The 20,487-nt window shown below is 37.2% G+C and carries 22 protein-coding genes; 6 read left to right on the forward strand and 16 right to left on the reverse strand.

Annotated features, from left to right (window positions below; translation table 11 throughout):
- Positions 1 to 103: 103 nt before the first annotated feature.
- The 4 genes from GUB10_RS10615 to GUB10_RS10630 all read right to left on the reverse strand — a co-directional run bounded on the left by GUB10_RS10615 (position 104) and on the right by GUB10_RS10630 (position 1,925).
- Positions 104 to 469, reverse strand: coding sequence for a DUF2007 domain-containing protein (locus GUB10_RS10615; protein ID WP_193711430.1), 366 nt, complete (start codon positions 467 to 469; stop codon positions 104 to 106).
- Positions 470 to 580: 111 nt separating this feature from the next.
- On the reverse strand, positions 581 to 841 hold the full coding sequence (gene rpmA / locus GUB10_RS10620) for a 50S ribosomal protein L27 (protein WP_193711431.1): 261 nt from the start codon (positions 839 to 841) through the stop codon (positions 581 to 583).
- Between the two features lie 28 nt (positions 842 to 869).
- The gene (rplU, locus tag GUB10_RS10625; RefSeq protein WP_193711432.1) at positions 870 to 1,361 is read right to left on the reverse strand and encodes a 50S ribosomal protein L21; all 492 of its coding nucleotides are present in this window, start codon (positions 1,359 to 1,361) and stop codon (positions 870 to 872) included.
- A gap of 99 nt (positions 1,362 to 1,460) precedes the next feature.
- On the reverse strand, positions 1,461 to 1,925 hold the full coding sequence (locus tag GUB10_RS10630) for a DUF4199 domain-containing protein (protein ID WP_193711433.1): 465 nt from the start codon (positions 1,923 to 1,925) through the stop codon (positions 1,461 to 1,463).
- A 183-nt stretch (positions 1,926 to 2,108) separates the two neighbouring features.
- Here GUB10_RS10630 and GUB10_RS10635 point away from each other — a divergent pair, with 183 nt between their 5' ends.
- From GUB10_RS10635 to GUB10_RS10645, 3 genes are all read left to right on the forward strand, one after another.
- The gene (locus GUB10_RS10635) at positions 2,109 to 3,434 is read left to right on the forward strand and encodes a pitrilysin family protein (protein ID WP_227740368.1); all 1,326 of its coding nucleotides are present in this window, start codon (positions 2,109 to 2,111) and stop codon (positions 3,432 to 3,434) included.
- A gap of 17 nt (positions 3,435 to 3,451) precedes the next feature.
- The gene (locus tag GUB10_RS10640) at positions 3,452 to 5,512 is read left to right on the forward strand and encodes a pitrilysin family protein (protein WP_193711434.1); all 2,061 of its coding nucleotides are present in this window, start codon (positions 3,452 to 3,454) and stop codon (positions 5,510 to 5,512) included.
- Positions 5,513 to 5,582: 70 nt separating this feature from the next.
- Positions 5,583 to 5,978, forward strand: coding sequence for a hypothetical protein (locus tag GUB10_RS10645; RefSeq protein WP_193711435.1), 396 nt, complete (start codon positions 5,583 to 5,585; stop codon positions 5,976 to 5,978).
- A 24-nt stretch (positions 5,979 to 6,002) separates the two neighbouring features.
- Here GUB10_RS10645 and GUB10_RS10650 read toward each other — a convergent pair whose 3' ends face one another.
- From GUB10_RS10650 to mutY, 5 genes are all read right to left on the reverse strand, one after another.
- Positions 6,003 to 6,908 carry a DMT family transporter gene (locus GUB10_RS10650; RefSeq protein WP_193711436.1) on the reverse strand — a complete coding sequence of 302 codons (906 nt, stop codon included), beginning with the start codon at positions 6,906 to 6,908 and terminating at the stop codon, positions 6,003 to 6,005.
- 224 nt (positions 6,909 to 7,132) lie between these two features.
- Positions 7,133 to 7,714, reverse strand: coding sequence for a gliding motility lipoprotein GldD (gene gldD / locus GUB10_RS10655; RefSeq protein ID WP_193711437.1), 582 nt, complete (start codon positions 7,712 to 7,714; stop codon positions 7,133 to 7,135).
- A 13-nt stretch (positions 7,715 to 7,727) separates the two neighbouring features.
- Positions 7,728 to 9,056 (reverse strand): gliding motility-associated protein GldE, encoded by a 1,329-nt coding sequence (locus GUB10_RS10660; RefSeq protein ID WP_193711438.1) that lies wholly within the window; start codon positions 9,054 to 9,056, stop codon positions 7,728 to 7,730.
- 21 nt (positions 9,057 to 9,077) lie between these two features.
- Positions 9,078 to 9,548, reverse strand: a complete 471-nt coding sequence (locus tag GUB10_RS10665; protein ID WP_193711439.1) for a single-stranded DNA-binding protein — start codon at positions 9,546 to 9,548, stop codon at positions 9,078 to 9,080.
- Between the two features lie 104 nt (positions 9,549 to 9,652).
- Complete coding sequence (gene mutY / locus GUB10_RS10670) at positions 9,653 to 10,708, reverse strand: A/G-specific adenine glycosylase (protein ID WP_193711440.1); 1,056 nt, start codon at positions 10,706 to 10,708, stop codon at positions 9,653 to 9,655.
- A gap of 126 nt (positions 10,709 to 10,834) precedes the next feature.
- Between mutY and GUB10_RS10675 the strand changes: the two genes are divergently transcribed.
- From GUB10_RS10675 to GUB10_RS10685, 3 genes are all read left to right on the forward strand, one after another.
- Entirely contained in the window at positions 10,835 to 11,143 is a 309-nt protein-coding gene (locus GUB10_RS10675; RefSeq protein ID WP_255351554.1) for an HU family DNA-binding protein, read from the forward strand.
- 307 nt (positions 11,144 to 11,450) lie between these two features.
- Positions 11,451 to 12,989 (forward strand): ribonuclease E/G, encoded by a 1,539-nt coding sequence (locus tag GUB10_RS10680; protein ID WP_193711441.1) that lies wholly within the window; start codon positions 11,451 to 11,453, stop codon positions 12,987 to 12,989.
- Between the two features lie 125 nt (positions 12,990 to 13,114).
- A complete protein-coding gene (locus GUB10_RS10685) occupies positions 13,115 to 13,594 on the forward strand; it encodes a regulatory protein RecX (RefSeq protein ID WP_370591093.1) in 480 nt (159 codons plus the stop codon).
- A 48-nt stretch (positions 13,595 to 13,642) separates the two neighbouring features.
- On the opposite strand, the gene GUB10_RS10690 is transcribed toward GUB10_RS10685, so the two are convergent.
- The 7 genes from GUB10_RS10690 to GUB10_RS10720 all read right to left on the reverse strand — a co-directional run bounded on the left by GUB10_RS10690 (position 13,643) and on the right by GUB10_RS10720 (position 20,451).
- Positions 13,643 to 14,524: a cupin-like domain-containing protein gene (locus GUB10_RS10690; RefSeq protein WP_193711442.1), complete on the reverse strand. Its 882-nt coding sequence runs from the start codon at positions 14,522 to 14,524 to the stop codon at positions 13,643 to 13,645.
- A complete protein-coding gene (locus GUB10_RS10695) occupies positions 14,521 to 15,390 on the reverse strand; it encodes a cupin-like domain-containing protein (protein WP_193711443.1) in 870 nt (289 codons plus the stop codon). Before GUB10_RS10695 ends, GUB10_RS10690 begins: the two co-directional genes overlap by 4 nt.
- Before the next feature lie 14 nt (positions 15,391 to 15,404).
- Positions 15,405 to 16,496: a biotin synthase BioB gene (gene bioB / locus GUB10_RS10700; protein WP_193711444.1), complete on the reverse strand. Its 1,092-nt coding sequence runs from the start codon at positions 16,494 to 16,496 to the stop codon at positions 15,405 to 15,407.
- A gap of 75 nt (positions 16,497 to 16,571) precedes the next feature.
- The gene (locus GUB10_RS10705) at positions 16,572 to 17,729 is read right to left on the reverse strand and encodes a beta-ketoacyl synthase N-terminal-like domain-containing protein (RefSeq protein WP_193711445.1); all 1,158 of its coding nucleotides are present in this window, start codon (positions 17,727 to 17,729) and stop codon (positions 16,572 to 16,574) included.
- Positions 17,730 to 17,896: 167 nt separating this feature from the next.
- Positions 17,897 to 19,162 carry an adenosylmethionine--8-amino-7-oxononanoate transaminase gene (bioA, locus tag GUB10_RS10710; protein WP_193711446.1) on the reverse strand — a complete coding sequence of 422 codons (1,266 nt, stop codon included), beginning with the start codon at positions 19,160 to 19,162 and terminating at the stop codon, positions 17,897 to 17,899.
- A gap of 176 nt (positions 19,163 to 19,338) precedes the next feature.
- Positions 19,339 to 19,956, reverse strand: a complete 618-nt coding sequence (gene bioD, locus GUB10_RS10715) for a dethiobiotin synthase (RefSeq protein WP_193711447.1) — start codon at positions 19,954 to 19,956, stop codon at positions 19,339 to 19,341.
- Positions 19,957 to 20,028: 72 nt separating this feature from the next.
- A complete protein-coding gene (locus GUB10_RS10720) occupies positions 20,029 to 20,451 on the reverse strand; it encodes a DUF2007 domain-containing protein (protein ID WP_193711448.1) in 423 nt (140 codons plus the stop codon).
- Positions 20,452 to 20,487 lie beyond the last annotated feature (36 nt).

A 20,487-nucleotide genomic window follows, 5' to 3' on the forward strand; every position in this document is an offset into this window, starting at 1 on the left:
ATTAGACCTCACAGATTTTGTAAATCTGTGAGGTCTTTTTATTTATTAAACGTCATCCTGAACTTATTTTAGAATCTGAGCAAATTTTTAGCAAAAGCCATTCTTAATTACCACTCATAAACCACACAAAGAAAATAATAGCAACAAGCACTACAAGTACCGCAAGCAGCACAAAAACCCATTTTCCCACCTGTGGCTTTCTTCTTTCAGAATGTGACATCTGCTGAAATGTTTTACCTGTATAAGGATTATCTAAAAGGCCACTTCTTTTAATAATTTCGGTAGCTTTTGTTCTTTCGTCTTCCTCAACTTCTATTCGCATTCCATCATTCCCTAAACCGCCAATATTGGCCGCACTATCAATAGCTTCTCCATAAGTTCTATAAGCTACTCCTTCCTCATCAAAAAGATTTTTGAGGATAGAAAGCTCGTGCCGACTGGAAGTACGAAAAACAACTATATAACTCATAATTAGAAACTTAAAGCTTTACCTAAAGATACAAAAAAACCCCTTCCAAAACTCGGAAGGGGTTTCAATATACTCTAAAAGTCCTTTTTGCCTTTATAAGGCTTCAAAACTCTATGCTTCAAACGGTTCTACAGAAACGTAAGATTTATTGTCTTTTTTCTTAGTGAATTTCACAAGTCCGTCAACTTTAGCGTGTAAAGTATGATCTTTTCCTGCGTATACGTTTTCACCTGGGTTATGTGCAGTTCCTCTTTGTCTAACAATGATGTTTCCTGCCACGGCAGCCTGACCACCAAAAATCTTTACACCTAAGCGTTTCGATTCTGACTCTCTACCGTTCTTAGAACTACCGACTCCTTTTTTGTGTGCCATTTTACTTTAGTTTTAAGTAGATTAATAGTTAACTTAAAGCTTCAATTAATTCAGCTTTCTTCATAGAAGAATAGCCTTCAAGACCTTTCTCCTTAGCCATCTCTTTCAATTCAGCTACGGTGTACTGACTTAAATCTTCCGATTTCTTATCAGATTTGGTTTCTTTAGGTGCTTCCTCTTTTTTAGCTGAAGCAGCTTTTTTTCCACCTTTTACATCGATGCTTTCAATTACGATCTCGGTTAAAGCCTGGCGATGACCGTTTTTCTTCTTGTAACCTTTACGTCTTTTCTTTTTGAAAACAATAACTTTGTCTCCTTTAAGGTGACGTGTGATTTTTGCTCCTACAAGAGCACCATCTATAGCCGGGGCGCCTAGATTTATGTTGTCTCCGTCTCCGGTAAGAAGAACTTTGTCAAAAGAAACGCTATCTCCTTCTTCTCCGCTTAGACGGTTAACAAACACCTTTTGGTCTTTCGCAACTTTAAATTGCTGCCCTGCTATCTCTACAATTGCATACATAGTGTTATGATTAATTAATTTATGCTATATTTCGCTTGGCTTTTAACAAGCGGGTGCAAATATACTTCTAAATAATTAATTCACAAAGCCTAAAAAGATTTAATAGGTATGCTGTTGGCCTTCTTTGGTATTCCAGGAATCTTTAAACAACTGCATATAAGCTAAGGTAAGCACCAGGCTGGTTGCAAAGCCCATTACTGCAACCACAAATAAGACGATTCCTATATCTGTTCCATAATCTGTACGCCACATATTTATAAGGTTACCAAGAAAATCTGGATTTAACTCTGTAGCATAAAAAGCAAAGAAAACAGTAAAAACAATAGTAGCGTTAAATCCGGTAAGGAGGCTTGCCATAAAGCCTTTCTGATACTTAAACTTTGTACCTTTATCGTCTCTGTAGGCCTTTAATGCCAACCACATCCCTAACGCCATTATCACGCCGTTAAATAAACTAAATAAAGGATAGATGTGTGCATTGAAAACCGATAATATCAAAAAATAAGCAATTAACCCTACTGAAATTAAAAGCCCGTATTTAATTGGAATACTAAAATTTTTCATAGCTCTGGTAGATGTTTTTATTTATAAATTTCGAAAAAATATATCGGTTATTAACTTAATAGCTTGTTAATTTTGACACTTTTCGCACAAAATTTATATTTTCCTCATTATTCCCTATTTTTATTGTAACAATTCACCATCTTTAAACACTAACCAAACGCATTAATAAAAACCTATTCAAAAATGATTAAAAATTTAAAAATGGCTGCCATTGCACTAGCTTGTAGTGCAGCAGGAATTGCCCAGGAGGTAGAATTTACCGAATACAACCTCGATAACGGATTAGAGGTTATTTTACACCAGGATAACACTGCCCCGGTAGTTACAGTGGGAGTAATGTATCACGTTGGCGCAAAAGATGAAGAAGAAGGCCGCTCTGGTTTCGCCCATTTTTTCGAACACCTTTTATTTGAAGGCACCAAAAACATTGAACGTGGTAAATGGTTTGATATTGTGGCCGCAAATGGGGGCAGCAACAATGCAAACACCACACAAGACCGCACGTACTATTATGAAACTTTCCCCTCTAATAACCTTGAACTGGGTTTATGGATGGAATCTGAAAGAATGCTGCATCCCGTTATCAACGAAATTGGTATAGAAACCCAAAATGAAGTGGTAAAAGAAGAAAAGCGTTCACGTATCGATAATGCCCCTTACGGAAAAATAATATACTCTACCGGTATTAACAAATATGTGTTTAACAAGCATCCTTACAAAAACTCCATTATTGGTACTATGGAAGATCTGGATGCCGCTGAACTCGAAGAATTCAAAGCTTTTTTCGATAAATATTACGGCCCAAATAATGCCACTTTAGTTGTAGCAGGCGATATAAAAATTAATGAAACCAAAAAGATGATCGAAAAGTATTTTGCTGAAATCCCCAAAGGGAATGAAGTAGAAAGAGTTTCGGTTAAAGAAGAGCCTATTACTGAAACTATTACTGCTACCGAATATGATAGCAATATTCAAATTCCGGCAAAGTTATTTGTTTACCGCACCCCTTCCATGAAAGACAGAGACGCCTATGTGCTAGACATGATTTCCTCTATTCTTACCGATGGAAGAAGCTCTAGAATGTATAAGAAAATGGTAGACGAAGACAAAACCGCCTTACAGGTTTTAGCCTTCCCAAGATCTCAGGAAGATTATGGAACCTATGTGATGGGCGCACTTGCTTTAGGAGAAACTCCGCTAGATACTTTAGCTGCTTCCATGGATGAAGAAATTGATAAACTTCAAAATGAACTCATCTCTGAAAAAGAATACCAAAAACTTCAGAACAAATTCGAGAACCGCTTTGTAAACTCCAACAGCAGTATATCGGGTATTGCTTCTTCATTAGCAACTTACAATGTTCTTTATGGAAACACCGATCTAATTAATGAAGAGATTGAAATCTATAGGGATATTACCAGAGAAGACATCAAAAGAGTAGCCAACCAATACCTTAACGAAAATCAACGTCTAGAATTAGACTACCTTCCAGAAAGCGAAAAAGAATAACATAAAAAATAAATAGAATGAAATTTAATATACTCACATTATTTATCGCCTGTTTTTTGACCACCACGGCAATAGCACAGGTAGACCGTTCTAAACAACCCGAACCGGGACCGGCACCAAAGATTAATCTAGGGCAACCAGATGAATTTGTATTACAAAACGGGCTAAAAGTTTTGGTAGTTGAAAACAATAAACTACCACGTGTTTCTGCATCCCTGATTATAGATAATAAACCTCACGCCGAAGAAAAACCGGCCACCTCATCTTTAGTTTCTGCCTTAATGGGCACGGGTACCCAAAACATATCTAAAGACGATTTTAACGAAGAAATAGACTTTTTGGGAGCCAGTATAAGTTTAGGGGCTGAAAATGCTTCTGCACGTTCACTTTCTAAATTTTTCCCAAGGGTTATGGAACTTATGGCTGAAGGGGCTTTAAGGCCAAAATTTACCCAGGAAGAGTTTGAAGCCGAAAAAACCAAACAAATCGAAAGTCTAAAGTCTATCAACAAAGATGTAGGTTCTATCGCCAGCCGGGTTAGTGCAGCCTTAGCTTATGGAGTTGACCACCCTTACGGTGAATTTGCTACCGTAGAAAATACTGAAAAAGTAAGCCTGGAAGATATCGAAAATTTCTACAACACTTACTTTAAACCCGGTAACGCATATCTGGTTGTAGTTGGAGATATAAAAACTTCTGAAGTTAAAAAACTTGCCGAGAAAAATTTTGGAGACTGGGAAGCCGGAACTCCAAATGAACAGGAATTACCAAAGGTAGCTAATGTAGCCAATACACAAATCAACCTGGTAGATATGCCCAACGCGGTACAAAGCGAACTAAGGCTTCAAAACACCATAGATTTAAAAATGGCAGATGAAGATTACTTCCCGGTATTGGTGGCAAACCAAATTCTAGGAGGTAGTTTTGGAAGTTACCTAAATATGAACCTTCGGGAAGACAAAGGCTACACCTATGGTGCAAGAACAAGTACCGGAGCCGACAAATATGCCTCTAGATTTGTTGCACAGGCAAGTGTTAGAAACGCAGTAACCGATAGTGCTATTGTAGAATCTTTAAAGGAAATAAAAAGAATTAAGACCGAACCGGTAGACGCTAAAATTTTAGAAAACGCTAAAAGCAAATTTGCAGGAGACTTCGTTTTAAGACTAGAAAGACCTTCTACTATCGCCAATTATGCACTTAACATTAAAACCAACGATCTTTCAGATGATTTTTATGAAACTTTTTTAGAAAATATAAATGCAGTTACCGCCGAAGACATTCAACGTGTAGCCAACAAATATTATCAAACCGACAATATGAGAATTGTTGTGGCAGGCAAAGCTTCAGAAATTGCTGAAAATCTTGAAAAAGTTGAATTTAACGGAAAAACAATTCCGGTTAAATACTACAACAAATTTGGCGAAGAAGTTGAAAAACCACAAACTAAAGAAGTTGATGCATCGGTAACGGTAGAAAAAATTTATGCAGACTATATTGAAGCAATTGGGGGACGTGATGCTGTGGAAGATGTAGAAAGTGTAGTTATGAAAGCCGAAGCCAGTGTACAGGGAATGGCTCTAAACCTAAGTCTAAAAAGAACTATGGATGGTAAATTAAACCAGGAAGTTTCTGTTGGCGGTAACGTAATGAGCAAACAGATTTTTGATGGTAAAGCTGGATTTGTAATGGCGCAGGGTCAAAAAATCCCTTACAATGAAGATCAAATTAAAACTGCTAAATTAGATGCTAATCCATTTCCAGAACTAAAGGTTGGAGACGCAACTCTAGAAGGAATTGAAACTGTTGAAGGTAAAGATGCTTACGTTGTTGCACTTAGCGACAACTACAAAGCTTACTACAACGTAGAAAGTGGTTTAAAAATGCAAACTGTACAAACGGTATCACAAGCAGGGCAAACCATGACCATTCCTACAGGATATAGCGATTACCAGGAAGTTAAAGGAGTGAAATTCCCTTTTAAAATGACTCAGGCTGCAGGCCCACAAACATTTGAATTTGATGTTTCCGAAATCCTTGTTAACGAAGGAGTTTCAGCTGAAGATTTTGAAGAATAGTGATTTTTGTTAATGTTAGAGGGAACCGGCCAGCGATGGTCGGTTCTTTTTTTTTCTAAAACTATATTTCATGAGATTTGAAACCGAAAAACATCTTTTACCGCCTTATTTTAAGATTATCTCTTTTGCAATTACTGCCCTGGCATTAATTTCTGCGATAATAAGCTTTAATGAAAAACTGAACCTGGATCCAAATATTTTCCTGCCACTTGGGAAATACTTATTCTTGTTAGCGCTGGTATTTTTTTCATTCTCGAGAGAAAAAAATGAAGAAAAAAATTTTAATCAACTTAGGTTAAAATGTCTGATTTCAGCAATAATTTTCGCTAATATCTTCTTCCTTTTTAATACTTTTATGGAGTTACCCGAATCGGTTAAGCATCGTGAATTTATGTCTGCCTTCGAGGTTTTATTGATCTTTCATATATACTATCTGGTTTCCTTTTATTATTATAAAAACAAATAAACCAAACGACATTAAAAATTTAAATTAGGTTGCCTGTTTTCTAAACTTAGAGAACACTTTTTTAGATCGGTTTACAATAAACACTCCTATCAAGATTACAAAAGCTGAAAATAATTGCCAGACACTAAAAACTTCGCCGTCTAAAATCCCCCAACCTAAAGCAACCACTGGTATCGTATAAGTAACGGAAGCGGTGAACACCGGATCTGATATTTGCACCAGTTTATTAAAAATTATCATAGCGACCCCAGTTCCAATCACCCCCAAAACAGCAACATAACCTATAGATTGCTGTAAAACATCATTAGATAGCTCACGTTCAAAGAACCCAGAATAATATAAAATTAACAAACCAGGCAATAGCAAAACGCCAAAACTTCCCGCTGCGATTGCCAGCGGACTAATATCACTCATATGGGTCTTCAAAATATTAACATTCATAGCATAGCAAGATGCTGCCACAATAACCAAAAGTGAATAAAGGTAATTTTGGTCTGGGTTGATACTGGCACCACTTAAAATTAAGCCTGCCGTACCTAGAAGCCCCACTACAACTCCTAAAATTTTATTCTGATTGAATGCTGCCTTAAAAAATAAAGCCCCAAAAATAAGTGTCATTAAAGGAGTGGCCGCATTTAAAATTGAAGCAATAGCACTATCTATTTCGGTCTCTGCAAAAGAAAAGAGATAAACCGGAAAGAAATTTCCCAGTATACCCGATATCAGCACCCATTTCCACTGTCTTTTTCTAATATTCAGCATTGATTTAAAACCAATAAGTAAAAGAAAAACCGCCGCAAAAATTATTCTAAAAGAACCTACTTCCAGGGCCGATAAACCAACAAGTCCCTTTTTAATAAGAATAAAGGAACTTCCCCAAACAAGAGAAAGTATAACCAGGTAAATCCATTTCAATTTTTCCAAAGGCATATTTCCACATTTTTAAAGCTGCAAAAATCGGTATTACTTTAGAGCTAAAAAGAAATTCAACAACTAATTTTAAAATGATTTTAATGCAAAACCCGGCACAAAATTACATGCAGTTTTCTACATCTCTAGTACAATCTTTTATAGCAATTTAGCTAAATTGGGAAACAAACGGATTTTCAAAGAAGTACAAGAAGCTAAAACCAAAAAAAGCTCTTCGGAAAGAATTAATTAGAATTTGAAGTTAAATTTTCCCAACTGAAAGTTTCAATAATATGTTTCATATCTTCTTTTAAGTAATCTGCAGCGGGAATAATAGAATCGTAATTGGGTTTAGCCCTAAAATAGGCCGAAGCGGTTACAAAATGATTTACACTATCGGTAAGATAAAATTGAGCCTGGGAAGCCGCATCTCCGGAAACCTCATAAAACATCCCATAAACATCCCGAAGCTTATTTGTATAAACATCTCCTTCAATAGCATCAGCTTTGATAGTATGCTGCAAAGGAAGTTTCTGAGCATCTGCTAACAAAGAATCCAGATTATTATTTATTCGCTGATAAGTTATAAATATAGTACCGTTAAGCTCTTTATACTCCAGGTCTACCCAACAAGGAATATTGTTTCGGGAGTCTTTGATTTTCGCCAGGGTATTAATTTCAAAATTATAGGGACAGTTAAGTTGTGCAGCCCCGTATTTTGCCTCGGGATAATTTAGCGATAAAAAGGCACGAGGTTTTGGTGTTGTTGCATCTTCACCGCAAGCGGCAAACAACAAAAGCAACAAGAAAAACCCACAATATTTCATAGCCTCAAATATTTTAAACTTCTACCGGTGAGATATTTACTTTTATTTGTTTTAGCCGTTTGTTATCTAAAACCTCTACTGTAAAACTATAGTTCAAAAAGTAGATAACATCATTCTTTTTCGGAAAACCTCCTGAAGTCTCCAATAAAAAACCGGCAAGGGTATCTGCTTCCCCCTTCCTCTCTTCAAAAGCCACCGGATCCTCAATTTTCACAATGCGGTAAAAATCCTTTAACGGGGTTTTCCCTTCAAAAACATAGGTGTTTTCATCTAATTTAGAGTACACCAGGTCTTCATCATCAAATTCATCGCTAATATCACCAACAATTTCTTCAATAATATCTTCCAGGGAAATCAAGCCACTGGTCCCACCATACTCGTCTACTACAATTGCCAGGTGATTCTTTTTAGTTTTAAAATCGTTAAGTAAATCATCTAACTTTTTATTCTCGGGAACAAAATAAGGCTCCCGTAACAAGCCTGTCCACTCAAAGTCCTTTTTATCGATAAATGGCAATAAATCTTTAACATATAAAATACCTATTACTTTATCTATATTTTCTCGGTAAACCGGAATTCTAGAATACCCCCTATCTATAATTTCAGGAATAATTTCTTTATAAGCCTGACTCTCATTTAAGGCAAAGATGTCCATTCTTGGGCGCATTACCTGCTTGGTATCTGTATTTCCAAACGAAACAATGCCTTGTAATATTTTTTGCTCTTCCTGGGTGGTATCTTCTTCACTAGTAAGCTCTAAAGCCTGTGATAAATGGTCTACACTTATAAAAGCACGCTGCTTCCCAAGACGGTTGTGCATAAAAATTGTAACTGCTCTCATTGGGCTACTAAGAGGCGTAAAAATGGTATCAAGAAAATTTAAGGGACGTGCCATAAAATTGGAAAACGCCACGTTATTACGACTTGCATATACCTTCGGTAAAATCTCACCAAATAAAAGAATGATGAAGGTAACTACCCCAACCTCAATAAGAAACTTAAAGTTAATACCGTAAAACACAGTATTCATCCCACCAAAAATTTCATCGGCAATATTATCAAATAGCAGCACCACTGCTATGTTAATAAAATTATTGGCCACCAGGATAGTAGCCAACAGCTTCTTGGGTTTGTCCAATAAGTTTACCACAAGTTGCTGGGTTTTACTTCGCTTGCCGTCTTCGGTTATTACATCGGCAGGAGTTAGCGAAAAGAAAGCCACCTCTGCCCCAGAAATCAAGGCTGAACAAAGTAAAAGCAGCAATAGCACCAAATAGCCTATTAGCTGCGTAAAATCAAAAGCGGCCCATAACAAAATCAAACTGGGAGGTTCTGAATCCAAATGATGAGGTTTTAATTAAACTTAGAAAGGCAAATCGTCTTCCTCTTCTTCCTTTGCCATAGATTGACCGGCAAAATTATCATTTTTAGGCGTGTTTTGTTGGTTTTGAGAAGGAGAATTTTGTTGTTGCATATTTCCGCCACCTTCGTTCTCTCCTTTTGGCGTTAAAAAAGTAAAATCTGTACATTGTATCTCTGTAGTATAACGATCATTTCCCTGGTCGTCCTGCCACTTTCGGGTTTTAATTCTACCCTCAATATATACCTTATCGCCTTTTTTAAGATATTTCTCGCAAATTTCTGCAGCCTTATTACGCACTACAATATTATGCCACTCGGTATTGGTAACACGTTCGTTAGTGGTACGGTTAGTATAGGTTTCGTTGGTAGCCAACGGAAATCGGCCTATTGCGCCACCCCCTTCAAAATAATGCATTTTCACGTCGTCTCCCGTATGCCCAATTAGCATTACTTTGTTTAATGTACCTGTCATCTCAATTAATTATTTTTAGTCAAAAACGGCTCTTTAATTTACACCCTAAAATACTGAAAAATTTATTGCTAATTAAAGCCAAACTCCATAAAACTTTAAACAAATTATATAGAATAGGTCTCCAGCCCGGTTTCTTCAATGAAATTAGCAATTAAAACCGGAACGGGATAATTCTTAACCTGCTTTACAGGAATTCCCTCTCCACCTACTCTCTCAGCTTTCACCCACCAAAAATGCGTATAAATATGTTGATGTGAAAGCCTATGCACCACGGGTTTTTTATTATGCAACTGCAAAGACATCTTTTGTTCTCCCAAAATCTCCTTTAAATTTTCTTCGGAAAGGAAAGCCTTATCGCTTACCGGCTTCTCAGTTTCAATTAATGGAAACTCGTATAAACCGTTCCAAATTCCTTTCCCGGTTCTTTGCTGAAGCAAGGTTTTATTTTCTTCAGAATACACTACTAAATAATTAAAGTAGCGTTTTTTAATTTTAGTTTTCTTCAACTTAACCGGCAAATCCTTAATTTTATCCTTTTTCAAGGCCAGACAGGCCGAATTTAAAGGACAAGTCTCACAAAGCGGATTTTGCGGTTTGCATTGTAATGCACCAAATTCCATGATGGCCTGGTTAAAAGTAGCAGGGTCTTCTTTATCCAGAAGTTCTTCAGCCAAAGCCCTGAACTCTTTAATACCTGATGTAGAATTTATAGGTGTATCTACATCAAAAAAGCGAGATAAAACCCTGTAAACATTTCCATCTACTACCGCTACAGGTTCATTATAGCTAATAGAAGCAACCGCAGCCGCAGTATAATCTCCAACCCCTTTTAACTTTTTAAGTTCTTTATAAGAGCCCGGAAAAACACCATTTAGTTCATCGGCTACATATTTAGCACTTTCATGCAGGTTTCTTGCGCGCGAATAATAGCCCAGCCCCTGCCACAATTTTAACACCTGCTCCTGCTTAGCTTTAGCTAGGTCAAAAACACTTGGAAAAGCATTTATAAAACGTAAATAATAGGGCAAACCTTGCGCTATTCTGGTTTGTTGAAGCATAATTTCGCTTAACCAAATACGATAAGGATCGCTGGTTTTGCGCCAGGGCAGTTCGCGTTTATTCCTCAAATACCAATTAATCAAGACTTTAGAAAAAACCATACACAAAATAGACTTGATGCAATATTAAAAGTTTATTCCGTTATTATTTAATGAATTAGGCTTGAAATATTGCAGATTTAATTCTTATATTTGCGCCCTTGAAAAATATAGAAATCCCAATTTATAATATTAAATAGTACGAAAATGACGAAAGCAGATATTGTAGCAAACATTTCAGAAAAATTAGGAATGGAAAAAGGTGATGTCCAGGCTACTATTGAAACCTTCATGGATGAGGTTAAAACTTCATTAGAAAGTGGAGATAACGTATATTTAAGAGGATTTGGAAGCTTTGTTGTAAAAACAAGAGCCGAAAAAACCGGAAGAAATATCTCTAAGAACACAACAATTAAAATTCCCGCACACAACATTCCGGCCTTTAAACCGGCTAAAATTTTTGTAGAAGGAGTAAAAACTAACGTAGAAGTTAAGTAAATTGAAACTCTAAAATAGTTTCGCTATAAAATAATTTATTAATTAAAAAGGAACACTATGCCAAGTGGTAAAAAAAGAAAAAGACATAAGGTAGCTACGCACAAGCGTAAAAAAAGAAACAGAGCTAACCGCCACAAGAAAAAGTAGTTTTCATACTACTTTTTTTGTTTAAAACGTTCATTGAAATTGAAACCTAGCTTATTAATTCACAAGCTTAGGGTTTCTTCAGGATTAAAACCCTGTGATAAAATAATGTTTAATCCATCTGTAACTGCTTAGGCAGCTATAGATATAAATCTAATAGAGTGTGGACAAAGAATTAATTATTAGGTCCGAATCCTCTGCTGTAGATTTTGCCTTACTGAAAGATGGAAAACTTATTGAACTCAACAAAGATGAAGACGGCAACAAATTTAATGTTGGCGATATTTTTATCGCTAAAATTAGGAAGGCCGTACCCGGGTTAAATGCCGCATTTGTAAATGTTGGCTACGAGAAAGATGGTTTTTTACACTATCATGATCTCGGCCCCCAGGTTTCTTCTATGCTTAAGTTCATAAAACGTGTAAGCACAGGTAAATTAAAAGATTATTCCTTAAAGAATTTCACATTCGAAAAGGATATTGACAAAGACGGGGTAATTACCGACGTCTTAAAGTCAAATCAGTCGTTACTGGTTCAGGTTGTTAAAGAACCTATTTCTACCAAAGGCCCAAGAATAAGCTCAGAGCTTTCTATTGCGGGTCGTTATATTGTATTGGTCCCCTTTTCTAATCGCATTTCGGTTTCACAAAAAATTGAAAGCAAAGAAGAAAAAGACCGGTTAAAAAGATTGGTAAAAAGCATTAAGCCCAAAGGTTTTGGGATTATTGTTAGAACCGTAGCCGAAGGCAAAAAAGTAGCAGAACTGGACAGAGACCTTCAAAATTTAATGGGTCGCTGGACAGGAATGTGCAAAAAGATGTATAAGCCACATCATCCCTCTAAAGTATTAGGAGAATTAAACAGGGCTTCTTCCCTGTTAAGAGATATTTTTAACGACTCTTTTACTTCTATTACCGTAGATGATGAGACGCTTTATACTCAAATTAAAGACTATGTGGGCGAAATCGCCCCAAGCAAAGAATCGATTGTTAAATTATATCAATCTAATGTTCCAATTTTTGAAAAATACGGTATCGAAAGACAAATAAAAACTTCATTTGGGCGCACCGTCTCTATGAGCAAAGGCGCCTACCTGGTAATAGAACACACCGAAGCTATGCACGTAATAGACGTAAATAGTGGGAACCGTTCCAACAAATCCAGAAACCAGGAAGATACCGCATTAGAGGTGAATATGATTAGCGCCACAGAAATAGCCCGGCAATTGCGTTTACGCGATATGGGTGGTATCATCGTGGTAGACTTTATAGACATGGGCAAAGCCGAAAACCGCAAAACCCTGTTTGATCACCTTAGAAACGAAATGAGTGACGATCGTGCAAAACATAAGATTTTGCCACCGAGTAAATTTGGGTTGATACAAATTACAAGACAACGCGTAAGGCCGGAAATGAATATTAAAACCCGTGAGGAAAATCCAAACGGTACTGGTGAAATTGAAGCACCAATTCTTTTAATAAACAAAATTAAAACCGACCTGGAAAAACTCATTAAGAAAGATCATAAAAAGATCACCTTGAGTGCGCACCCATTTATTGCAGCCTTTTTAACAAAAGGCTTTCCATCTCCCCGCTCGCAATGGTTTTTAGACCATAAGCGATGGGTGAAAATTTTACCAAGAGACGCTTACACGTATATGGAATATCATTTTCACGATAGAGAAGGAAATGAAATTCTTTAATCTTAAAAACGCCTTTCGTTAATTCGGAAGGCGTTTTTTTTATGCTTGATCCTGAAAATTCAAATTTGATTCCACTACTATTAATTTTTACTTTTATAGCCTTAAATTTGATTCTTTCATTCTAAATTTTGAAAACATCCCAGGAGTCATACACAATTAAAGAAGCAACCATTAAACTGATGCAGTTTTGTGCTTACCGCGATCGTTCCCATAAAGAAGTTGAGGAAAAACTAAATAAAATGAATATGATCCCCGCTGCGCAAGAGCAAATTATTATACAGTTAATGCAGGAAGATTTTTTAAATGAAGAACGTTTTGCCCGTAGTTTTGTAAGAGGAAAATTCAGGATAAAAAAATGGGGAAAAATAAAGATTAAACAGGAATTGAAATTCAGGGAAATTTCTTCGCCCATTATTAAAATAGCACTCACCGAAATAGAACAGGAAAAATATACCGCTACTTTATACGAACTGGCCGAAAAAAAACTTGATTTACTTAAAGAACCAGACACTTTTAAAAAAAAACGAAAATTAGCCGATTTTCTGCTTCGCAAAGGCTATGAGAGCAATCTGGTTTATGAAGTGGTAAATGAGCTCTTAGAGTAGCTCTTATAGCCCTCACTAGTTTAGAAAACTTTAAGGTTTGTAGGTATTTTAAATCTTATTCCTTTTATGGGTTCGTTTTATGGCTTGCTCATTTTTATAATCTATCCACTTCTGGCCTCTTAGCTTGCGCATATAGTTATCAAAATTACGCATAACCACCAGGTTATAAACCGCTTTAGAAAAATTGGTAAGCCTTCTGGGCGTGGCCCTTAAACTCATAGAAAAACCAGGCGTTACATAAGTCATTTGGTGCCAATAACCTTCGGGCATATATAAAGCTTCCCCATGATTTAATTCGGTTACATAACCTTTGGCCTTTTTTAAAACCGGGAATTTCTTAAAATCAGGATTATTAAAATCGATATCTTCACGGGATATAAGTGCGTGCGGAACCTTATACAAATATTTCCCTTCTGAAGGAGGATAAATTATACATCGTTTTTTTCCGTGGAAATGAAAATGAAGAATATTGGCAAAATCGATGTCGTAATGCATAAACACCTTAGAGTTCTCACCACCAAAAAACAATGTGGGCAACTGTTTTATAAATCGAATTCCGAGATCGGGAAATTTAAAGTCGTTTTGTAAAACCGGTACTTCTTTTAATAAATGATAAAGAAAAATACGGTAATTGGTTGGCCCAGATTTAAGCAGCTCTATATAATTTGCCATCTTCATCTCTGTATGTGGCTCGTTGAATTTTTGTTTTGAATTAATAGGCCTGTCATCATACAACGGAACCACTTTTTCGCCCGCAACCTCGCTTATATAATCTAAATCCCACTTTTGCACAGCAGGCCAATCATCTACTAGATGCTCTATAACCACGGGTTTTTGTGGACGTACATAATTTTCTAAAAAGTCTTTTTTAGAAATAGTTTTAAGCCTGGGTATGGCTTCCAGGTGTAAGCTCTCTTCCTTCTCCATCATTCAATTCCGGCACTTCTGTGCGTATTTTCAATCGCTTTTTTATTCTTGTAATCTATCCAATCCTGCCCCTTTATCTTACGCATTAAATTATCGTAATTTCGGGTAATAAGCAAATTTTTAAGCACCTCGGCAATACGTCCCGGCTTTTGAGGCAATGACCGCAGCGTCATAGATAAACTTGCGGTTTCATACTTAATATAATGCCACCATTTACTGGGAATATACAAGGCTTCCCCATGTTGTAAAGTAGCTTCAAAACCCTTTGCTTTGGCCAGGGCCGGATATTTTTCAAAATCTGGGGCATCCATATTTATAATCTCCATACTTACAATAGAGTGCGGAACGTGATATAAAAACTTAGTTTCAGAAGGAGGATATAGAATCACCCTTTTTTCGCCTACAAAATTGAAATGAAAATTATTGGCAAGATCCATATCATAATGCATCACCACACTACTGCCTTCGCCTCCCACAAATAAAACAGGCAACTTTTTAAAGAATTTCACCCCAAGATCTGGATATTGAAAATCATCAATTAACTCCGGACAATTTTGCAACAGGTTAAAGAAAAACATCCTAAGATCTGTAGGGCCTTTTTCAAGAATATCTATGTATTCGCGCATAGGGACTTTCATAGCCGGGCCATGGGAGTTTTGCCGACCCTTTGCCGGTTTACCATCATAAAGCGGTACTACAACATCCCCGGCTTTGTCCCTAAAATAATCAAAATCCCACTTTTTTGTTGCCGGCCAGTTAGATGAAAGTGCTTCAAAAACAACCGGTTTTTCGGGTATAAAATAGTCTTTCAAAAATTCTTCTTTTGAAAGGTTTTTAACCCGCGGTATGTCTTGCAGATTCAATCTCAAAGTTGAATTATGTTTTAAGCCTTGGCCTTAGACTTTTGTTGGGCTTCTATATTACGCTCAATAGTATGCCCGGGCCTTGACCATTTTGGTTTTTCACCTAAATTCTGATATTTAGATTCTTCAGCTGAAACACTTTTAGGCTGCTCCTTTTTCTCAAATGCTTTCTGAGGGTTCAAACCTAAAGATTTAAACAGTTCCATATCTTCATTTACATCGGGATTTGGCGTGGTAAGCAGTTTATCCCCGGCAAAGATCGAATTTGCCCCTGCAAAGAAACACATCGCCTGCCCTTCCCTACTCATTTGGGTTCTTCCTGCCGAAAGTCTCACCTGGGTTTCAGGCATGACAATCCTTGCGGTAGCAACCATTCGCACCATTTCCCAAATAGAAACAGGTTCCTGTTCTTCCATAGGGGTTCCCTCAACGGGCACCAAAGCGTTAATCGGTACAGATTCCGGCTGCGGACTTAAAGTTGAAAGAGCTACCAGCATTCCTGCCCTGTCGTCTACACTTTCCCCCATTCCTATAATTCCACCACTACAAACCGTAACGTTAGTTTTTCTAACATTCCCAATGGTATCTAACCTATCCTGGTAGCCACGGGTAGAAATCACTTCTTTATAATATTCTTCTGAAGAGTCCAGATTGTGATTGTAAGCATACAAACCGGCTTCAGCCAGACGCTGCGCCTGGTTTTCGGTAATCATTCCCAGGGTACAGCACACTTCCATATCCAGTTTATTTATGGTTCTTACCATCTCTAAAACCGAATCGAATTCTTCACCATCCTTTACGTTTCTCCAGGCAGCCCCCATACAAACCCGGGAACTTCCAGACTCCTTAGCACGCAATGCCTGGGCTTTTACCTGGCTCACACTCATAAGGTCGTTTCCTTCTACATTGGTATGATACCTGGCAGCCTGCGGGCAGTACCCACAATCTTCCGGGCAACCACCGGTTTTTATCGAAAGTAAAGTTGAAACCTGAACCGTATTGGGGTCATGGTTTTTTCTATGTACAGTAGCCGCTTCATAAAGCAGCTCCATTAATGGTTTATTGTATATCTCTAGAATTTCTTCTTTTGTCCAGTTATGTCTTGTGGCCATAAAAATAGATTTGATTCAAAAATAAATAAAACTGCGCTTTAATATAGCTTCAGTTTAGAAAGATTTCTAAATATATTACTTTCTACTTATTAAAACGGAAACCGCGTTTCCGCCAAAACCAACGGCATTCACTAAAATATTTTCCAGACGTGCCGGTGTCTTGCTAATTTTAGAAAAAGGAACTTCAATAAATTCCTGATGCTGAAGCATTAAAGCTGCAAGTTCTATATTAAGAATTCCTGATGCAGCAAATGTATGCCCCAGCTTCCATTTATTACTGGTTATTGCGGGCGTATTTTCACCAAAAAGGGCTTTTATAGCATTTACTTCTGAAAGGTCTCCTTTTATGGTTCCCGGCGCATGCATCACCACCGCATCAATCTTTGAAAAATCCTTTTCCCCAATGGCCATTTTCATGGCTCTTTGTAAAGATTCTCCGTTTTCAGAAATTGAAACACTATGTTTTAAAGTTTCTGTGGCATAGCCAATACCCGTAATTTTAGCGATGGCATTTTCAGAATTTTGCTTTTGAAGTGCCAAAATTCCCGAAGCCTCCCCAAGAATCATGGAATTTCGCTTTTTCCCCATATCCAGGGCACGGCATGGGAAATCGAGGTCTTCTGAAGCATAAATTTTCATCGCTTTCATTTGGGCAATTGTAAACGCTGTTAAAGCAGCTTCACTCCCACCGGCCAGAAATTTATCCACAAAACCCGCTTGCATCCAGGCAATGGCATTTACCACCGCATGTAACCCTGTTGAACAGGTAACGCTATGTGAAAATGCAGGCCCCTTCGTTTGAAGGTCTTGCGAAACCCAGGAAGAAATATTTCCTAAAGTAGTAGAAGGGGAAGCTTGTGTAGCCGCTTTTCCGGTCTCTAAAAATTCCTGATGGTATTTTTCAAATAATCCGGTAGCACCACGGGAACTACCAATATTCACACCAATGTCCTTCTCATCTTCCCAACCTGCTTCCTTAATAGCTTTTCTAGCCGAATAAATAGCAAACAAAACCGAGTCGTCCAGCTTTTTATAATTAAGTTCCTGGCCACGAAGCGATTTTATAGCTTCTTGTACTTGTTCCGGTAAAAAAGCCCCAAAACCTTCGGTTTTTCCAAACTGATGCTTGGTAATAAAATGTTTTGGCTTTTTATAGTTCTCCCAAATTTCTGCTCTGGATTGACCTAGAGCAGAAACAGAACTTAATGAAGATATATATACGGGTGATTTCAAAAGAAAATAATTTTTCAGCAAAAATACAGTCTGCAGCACCAATCACTAAATGTTTCAGTACAAAATATTAATTGCAATCAAAAAACTACTTCGGGATATTACACCCTTTGGCAGTGCCAATAAATTTTGAAACATCATTTTAAAGCCCCACAAACTTAAATTATTCTTTAAATGCTATTCAACAACTTTTCAATAACCTGATAGATTTTATCCAATTCGGGTTGCGATATGGTAAAAGGCGCCAAAATATAAATGGTATTTCCAAGCGGTCTTAAAAAGACACCATTATCCATAAAATGCTTAAAAAGTTGATCTCTTAGACTACCATAACGCTCCATTTTCACATTTAAATCAAAGGCATAGATCACGCCTAGTTGACGACGATTGGTCACCCTTGGATGACCTTTTATTTTTTCATCAAAACTTTGGTGAGATTTAATAACCGATTTAATTTTTTGTTGAATTCCTTCGGAAACCAATAATTCTATTCCGGCAATGGCAGCAGCACAAGCCGGTGGATTTGCAGAATAGGTGTGCCCATGAAATAGGCCTTTTGAAATATCATTATCATAAAAAGCATCGTAGATTTTTTGCGAACAGGTGGTTAGCCCCATAGGCAGCAAACCGGCGGTTAATGCTTTAGACAGGCACATTACATCTGGTTTATTCTGCAAATAATCTGAAGCGAAATTTTTTCCGGTTTTTCCAAAGCCGGTCATCACCTCATCGGCTACACAAACAATATCATGCTCTTTGCAAATTTTCAGGATTTCATCTAAGCCTGCAGCGTCGTGCATTTTCATTGCTGCAGCTCCCTGCACCAAAGGTTCATAGATAAAACCTGCAATATTGTTTTCAGAAATAAGGTTTTTGAGTTTCGAAATTACTTCAGTATTATTTTCTCCCGTTGGCACCGGAATTCGCAAAACCTCAATAAAATGCTCTTCAAAGGCACCATTATACACCGAAAGCCCAGAAACAGACATAGCACCAAAAGTGTCGCCATGAAAGCCTTCTTCAAAAGCCAGCATCACATTGCGATTATTTCCCTGGTTATGGTGGTATTGCAAAGCCATTTTAATTCCAATCTCGGTGGCAGTAGAACCATTATCATTAAAAAACAGTTTCTGCTGATTGCCCGGCAAAATCTTAATAAGTTCTTCTGAAAGCTTTACTGCGGGCTCGTGGGTAAATCCGCTAAATACTACCTGATCCAGGTTTTGCATTTGCTCTGCAACCTTTGCGGTAATATATTCATTGCAATGCCCATACATGGCGGTATACCAGGAAGCAATTCCATCTATAAATTCGCTTCCATCTTCAGCATAAAGTATACTTCCTTTTGCTTTTACTATTGGCAGCGCTTTAGGAGAAATTTTGTGTTGGGTTAAAGGATGCCAAAGGTGTTTTTGATCTCGGGTAACTAAATTCATTTTATATATTCTCAGGAGGTTATCTGGAAAAGTTTTTTAAATCGTTATTCTGAATTTATTTCAGAATCTAAGTTGTGGTATTTAGAACTTTTTAGAAGCTGAAGCAAACCCGCCAGAAAGGACGGGAAGGTTCAGGTTGACAAAATTAGACTTTTTAAATAATCTCTACTTTTAATTTATTTCAATTTCTCTCTAAATATCTCAGCGTATTCTTTAATCACATTTTGATCGAAATAGGGTTCCTGTTCTATTCTTCCAAGAATGTTTACACCACTCATTTTCTCAATAATAGATTCGGTGGTTTTATTTTCTTCACCAGAGAATATAATTCCGAAACAGTGCAAGCCTCGCGATTTTAAAGCTTCTATAGTTAACAAAGTATGATTAATACTCCCTAAGTAATGGCGGGAAACCAGGATGATACGATCTGCGGGCAGGATTAAATTGGCTATCGTCTCTTTATCACTAATAGGTACCAATAGACCTCCGGCACCTTCAATCACAAGATTGTTTTGTGTTTCAGGGCGGGTAATATTTTCAGCATTAATTTTTATCCCATCAATTTCTGCCGCTGCGTGGGGGCTCATCGGTGTTTTTAACGCAAAGCTATTTTTATGAAAAACGGTTTTAGCATTAGAAACTAATTTTTGTACTTTATGGCTATCTGAATTATCAAGATCTCCCGCCTGGATAGGCTTCCAGTAATCTGCCTCTAATGCTTCGGTTAAAATTGCCGAAACCAGGGTCTTTCCAACTTCGGTGCCAATACCGGTAACAAAATAAGTATGTTTCATTATTTATAAATTCAATCTCTAATAAGGAATTCTTCTATACTCAATAAGGTTTGGTATAAAACTAATTTTATATCAATTTTCTTGTTCGTTTAAGCTGAAATTTTCTTCACAGTTTTCGCAGTGGTAATCGTATTTATAGTGAATTGGCAGTGCGAAGGTGAGAAATGAAAATAAAAAAGCCAAGAAAGAACGCACATCTTTAATATGCGTATAAACTTTTACACGAGCACTCTCACATTTTGGGCAAATCACAGGCCTCCCTTCATCATCCAAAGAGTAACTTTCTATCTCCTTTAAAATTGCCCTGGCGCGCTCCTCATCCTCAGTATAAACATTTAATTTTATGCCGCCAACAGCCTGACTCACCAAAGGATCTGTATCTATAAGGACCTGGTCTACCAAAAACACCTGTATTCCTTCAGATTGTAGCTTTCCTTTTACAATTTGTGCTTCAGACGAGTATTGAAACCTGGCAATAGTTACAAAAGTATTCATGTCTTTATATAGTTTATCATAAAATGAGAATCAAGC

This window comes from Salegentibacter sp. BLCTC (assembly GCF_015143665.1).
In the GTDB taxonomy this organism is placed as follows: Bacteria; Bacteroidota; Bacteroidia; order Flavobacteriales; family Flavobacteriaceae; genus Salegentibacter; species Salegentibacter maritimus.

Excerpts from the sequence above, each read along its gene's own strand:
- GUB10_RS10690 (WP_193711442.1), bottom strand. The coding sequence starts at position 14,524 with ATGATGGAGAAGGAAGAGAGCTTACACCTGGAAGCCATACCCAGGCTT.
- bioB (WP_193711444.1), bottom strand. The coding sequence starts at position 16,496 with ATGGCCACAAGACATAACTGGACAAAAGAAGAAATTCTAGAGATATAC.
- gldD (WP_193711437.1), bottom strand. The coding sequence starts at position 7,714 with ATGAAATATTGTGGGTTTTTCTTGTTGCTTTTGTTGTTTGCCGCTTGC.
- bioD (WP_193711447.1), bottom strand. The coding sequence starts at position 19,956 with ATGAAACATACTTATTTTGTTACCGGTATTGGCACCGAAGTTGGAAAG.
- GUB10_RS10665 (WP_193711439.1), bottom strand. The coding sequence starts at position 9,548 with ATGACAGGTACATTAAACAAAGTAATGCTAATTGGGCATACGGGAGAC.
- GUB10_RS10615 (WP_193711430.1), bottom strand. The coding sequence starts at position 469 with ATGAGTTATATAGTTGTTTTTCGTACTTCCAGTCGGCACGAGCTTTCT.
- GUB10_RS10635 (WP_227740368.1), top strand. The coding sequence starts at position 2,109 with ATGATTAAAAATTTAAAAATGGCTGCCATTGCACTAGCTTGTAGTGCA.
- rplU (WP_193711432.1), bottom strand. The coding sequence starts at position 1,361 with ATGTATGCAATTGTAGAGATAGCAGGGCAGCAATTTAAAGTTGCGAAA.
- GUB10_RS10720 (WP_193711448.1), bottom strand. The coding sequence starts at position 20,451 with ATGAATACTTTTGTAACTATTGCCAGGTTTCAATACTCGTCTGAAGCA.
- mutY (WP_193711440.1), bottom strand. The coding sequence starts at position 10,708 with ATGGTTTTTTCTAAAGTCTTGATTAATTGGTATTTGAGGAATAAACGC.
- GUB10_RS10640 (WP_193711434.1), top strand. The coding sequence starts at position 3,452 with ATGAAATTTAATATACTCACATTATTTATCGCCTGTTTTTTGACCACC.
- GUB10_RS10650 (WP_193711436.1), bottom strand. The coding sequence starts at position 6,908 with ATGCCTTTGGAAAAATTGAAATGGATTTACCTGGTTATACTTTCTCTT.
- rpmA (WP_193711431.1), bottom strand. The coding sequence starts at position 841 with ATGGCACACAAAAAAGGAGTCGGTAGTTCTAAGAACGGTAGAGAGTCA.
- bioA (WP_193711446.1), bottom strand. The coding sequence starts at position 19,162 with ATGAATTTAGTTACCCGAGATCAAAAACACCTTTGGCATCCTTTAACC.
- GUB10_RS10645 (WP_193711435.1), top strand. The coding sequence starts at position 5,583 with ATGAGATTTGAAACCGAAAAACATCTTTTACCGCCTTATTTTAAGATT.
- GUB10_RS10630 (WP_193711433.1), bottom strand. The coding sequence starts at position 1,925 with ATGAAAAATTTTAGTATTCCAATTAAATACGGGCTTTTAATTTCAGTA.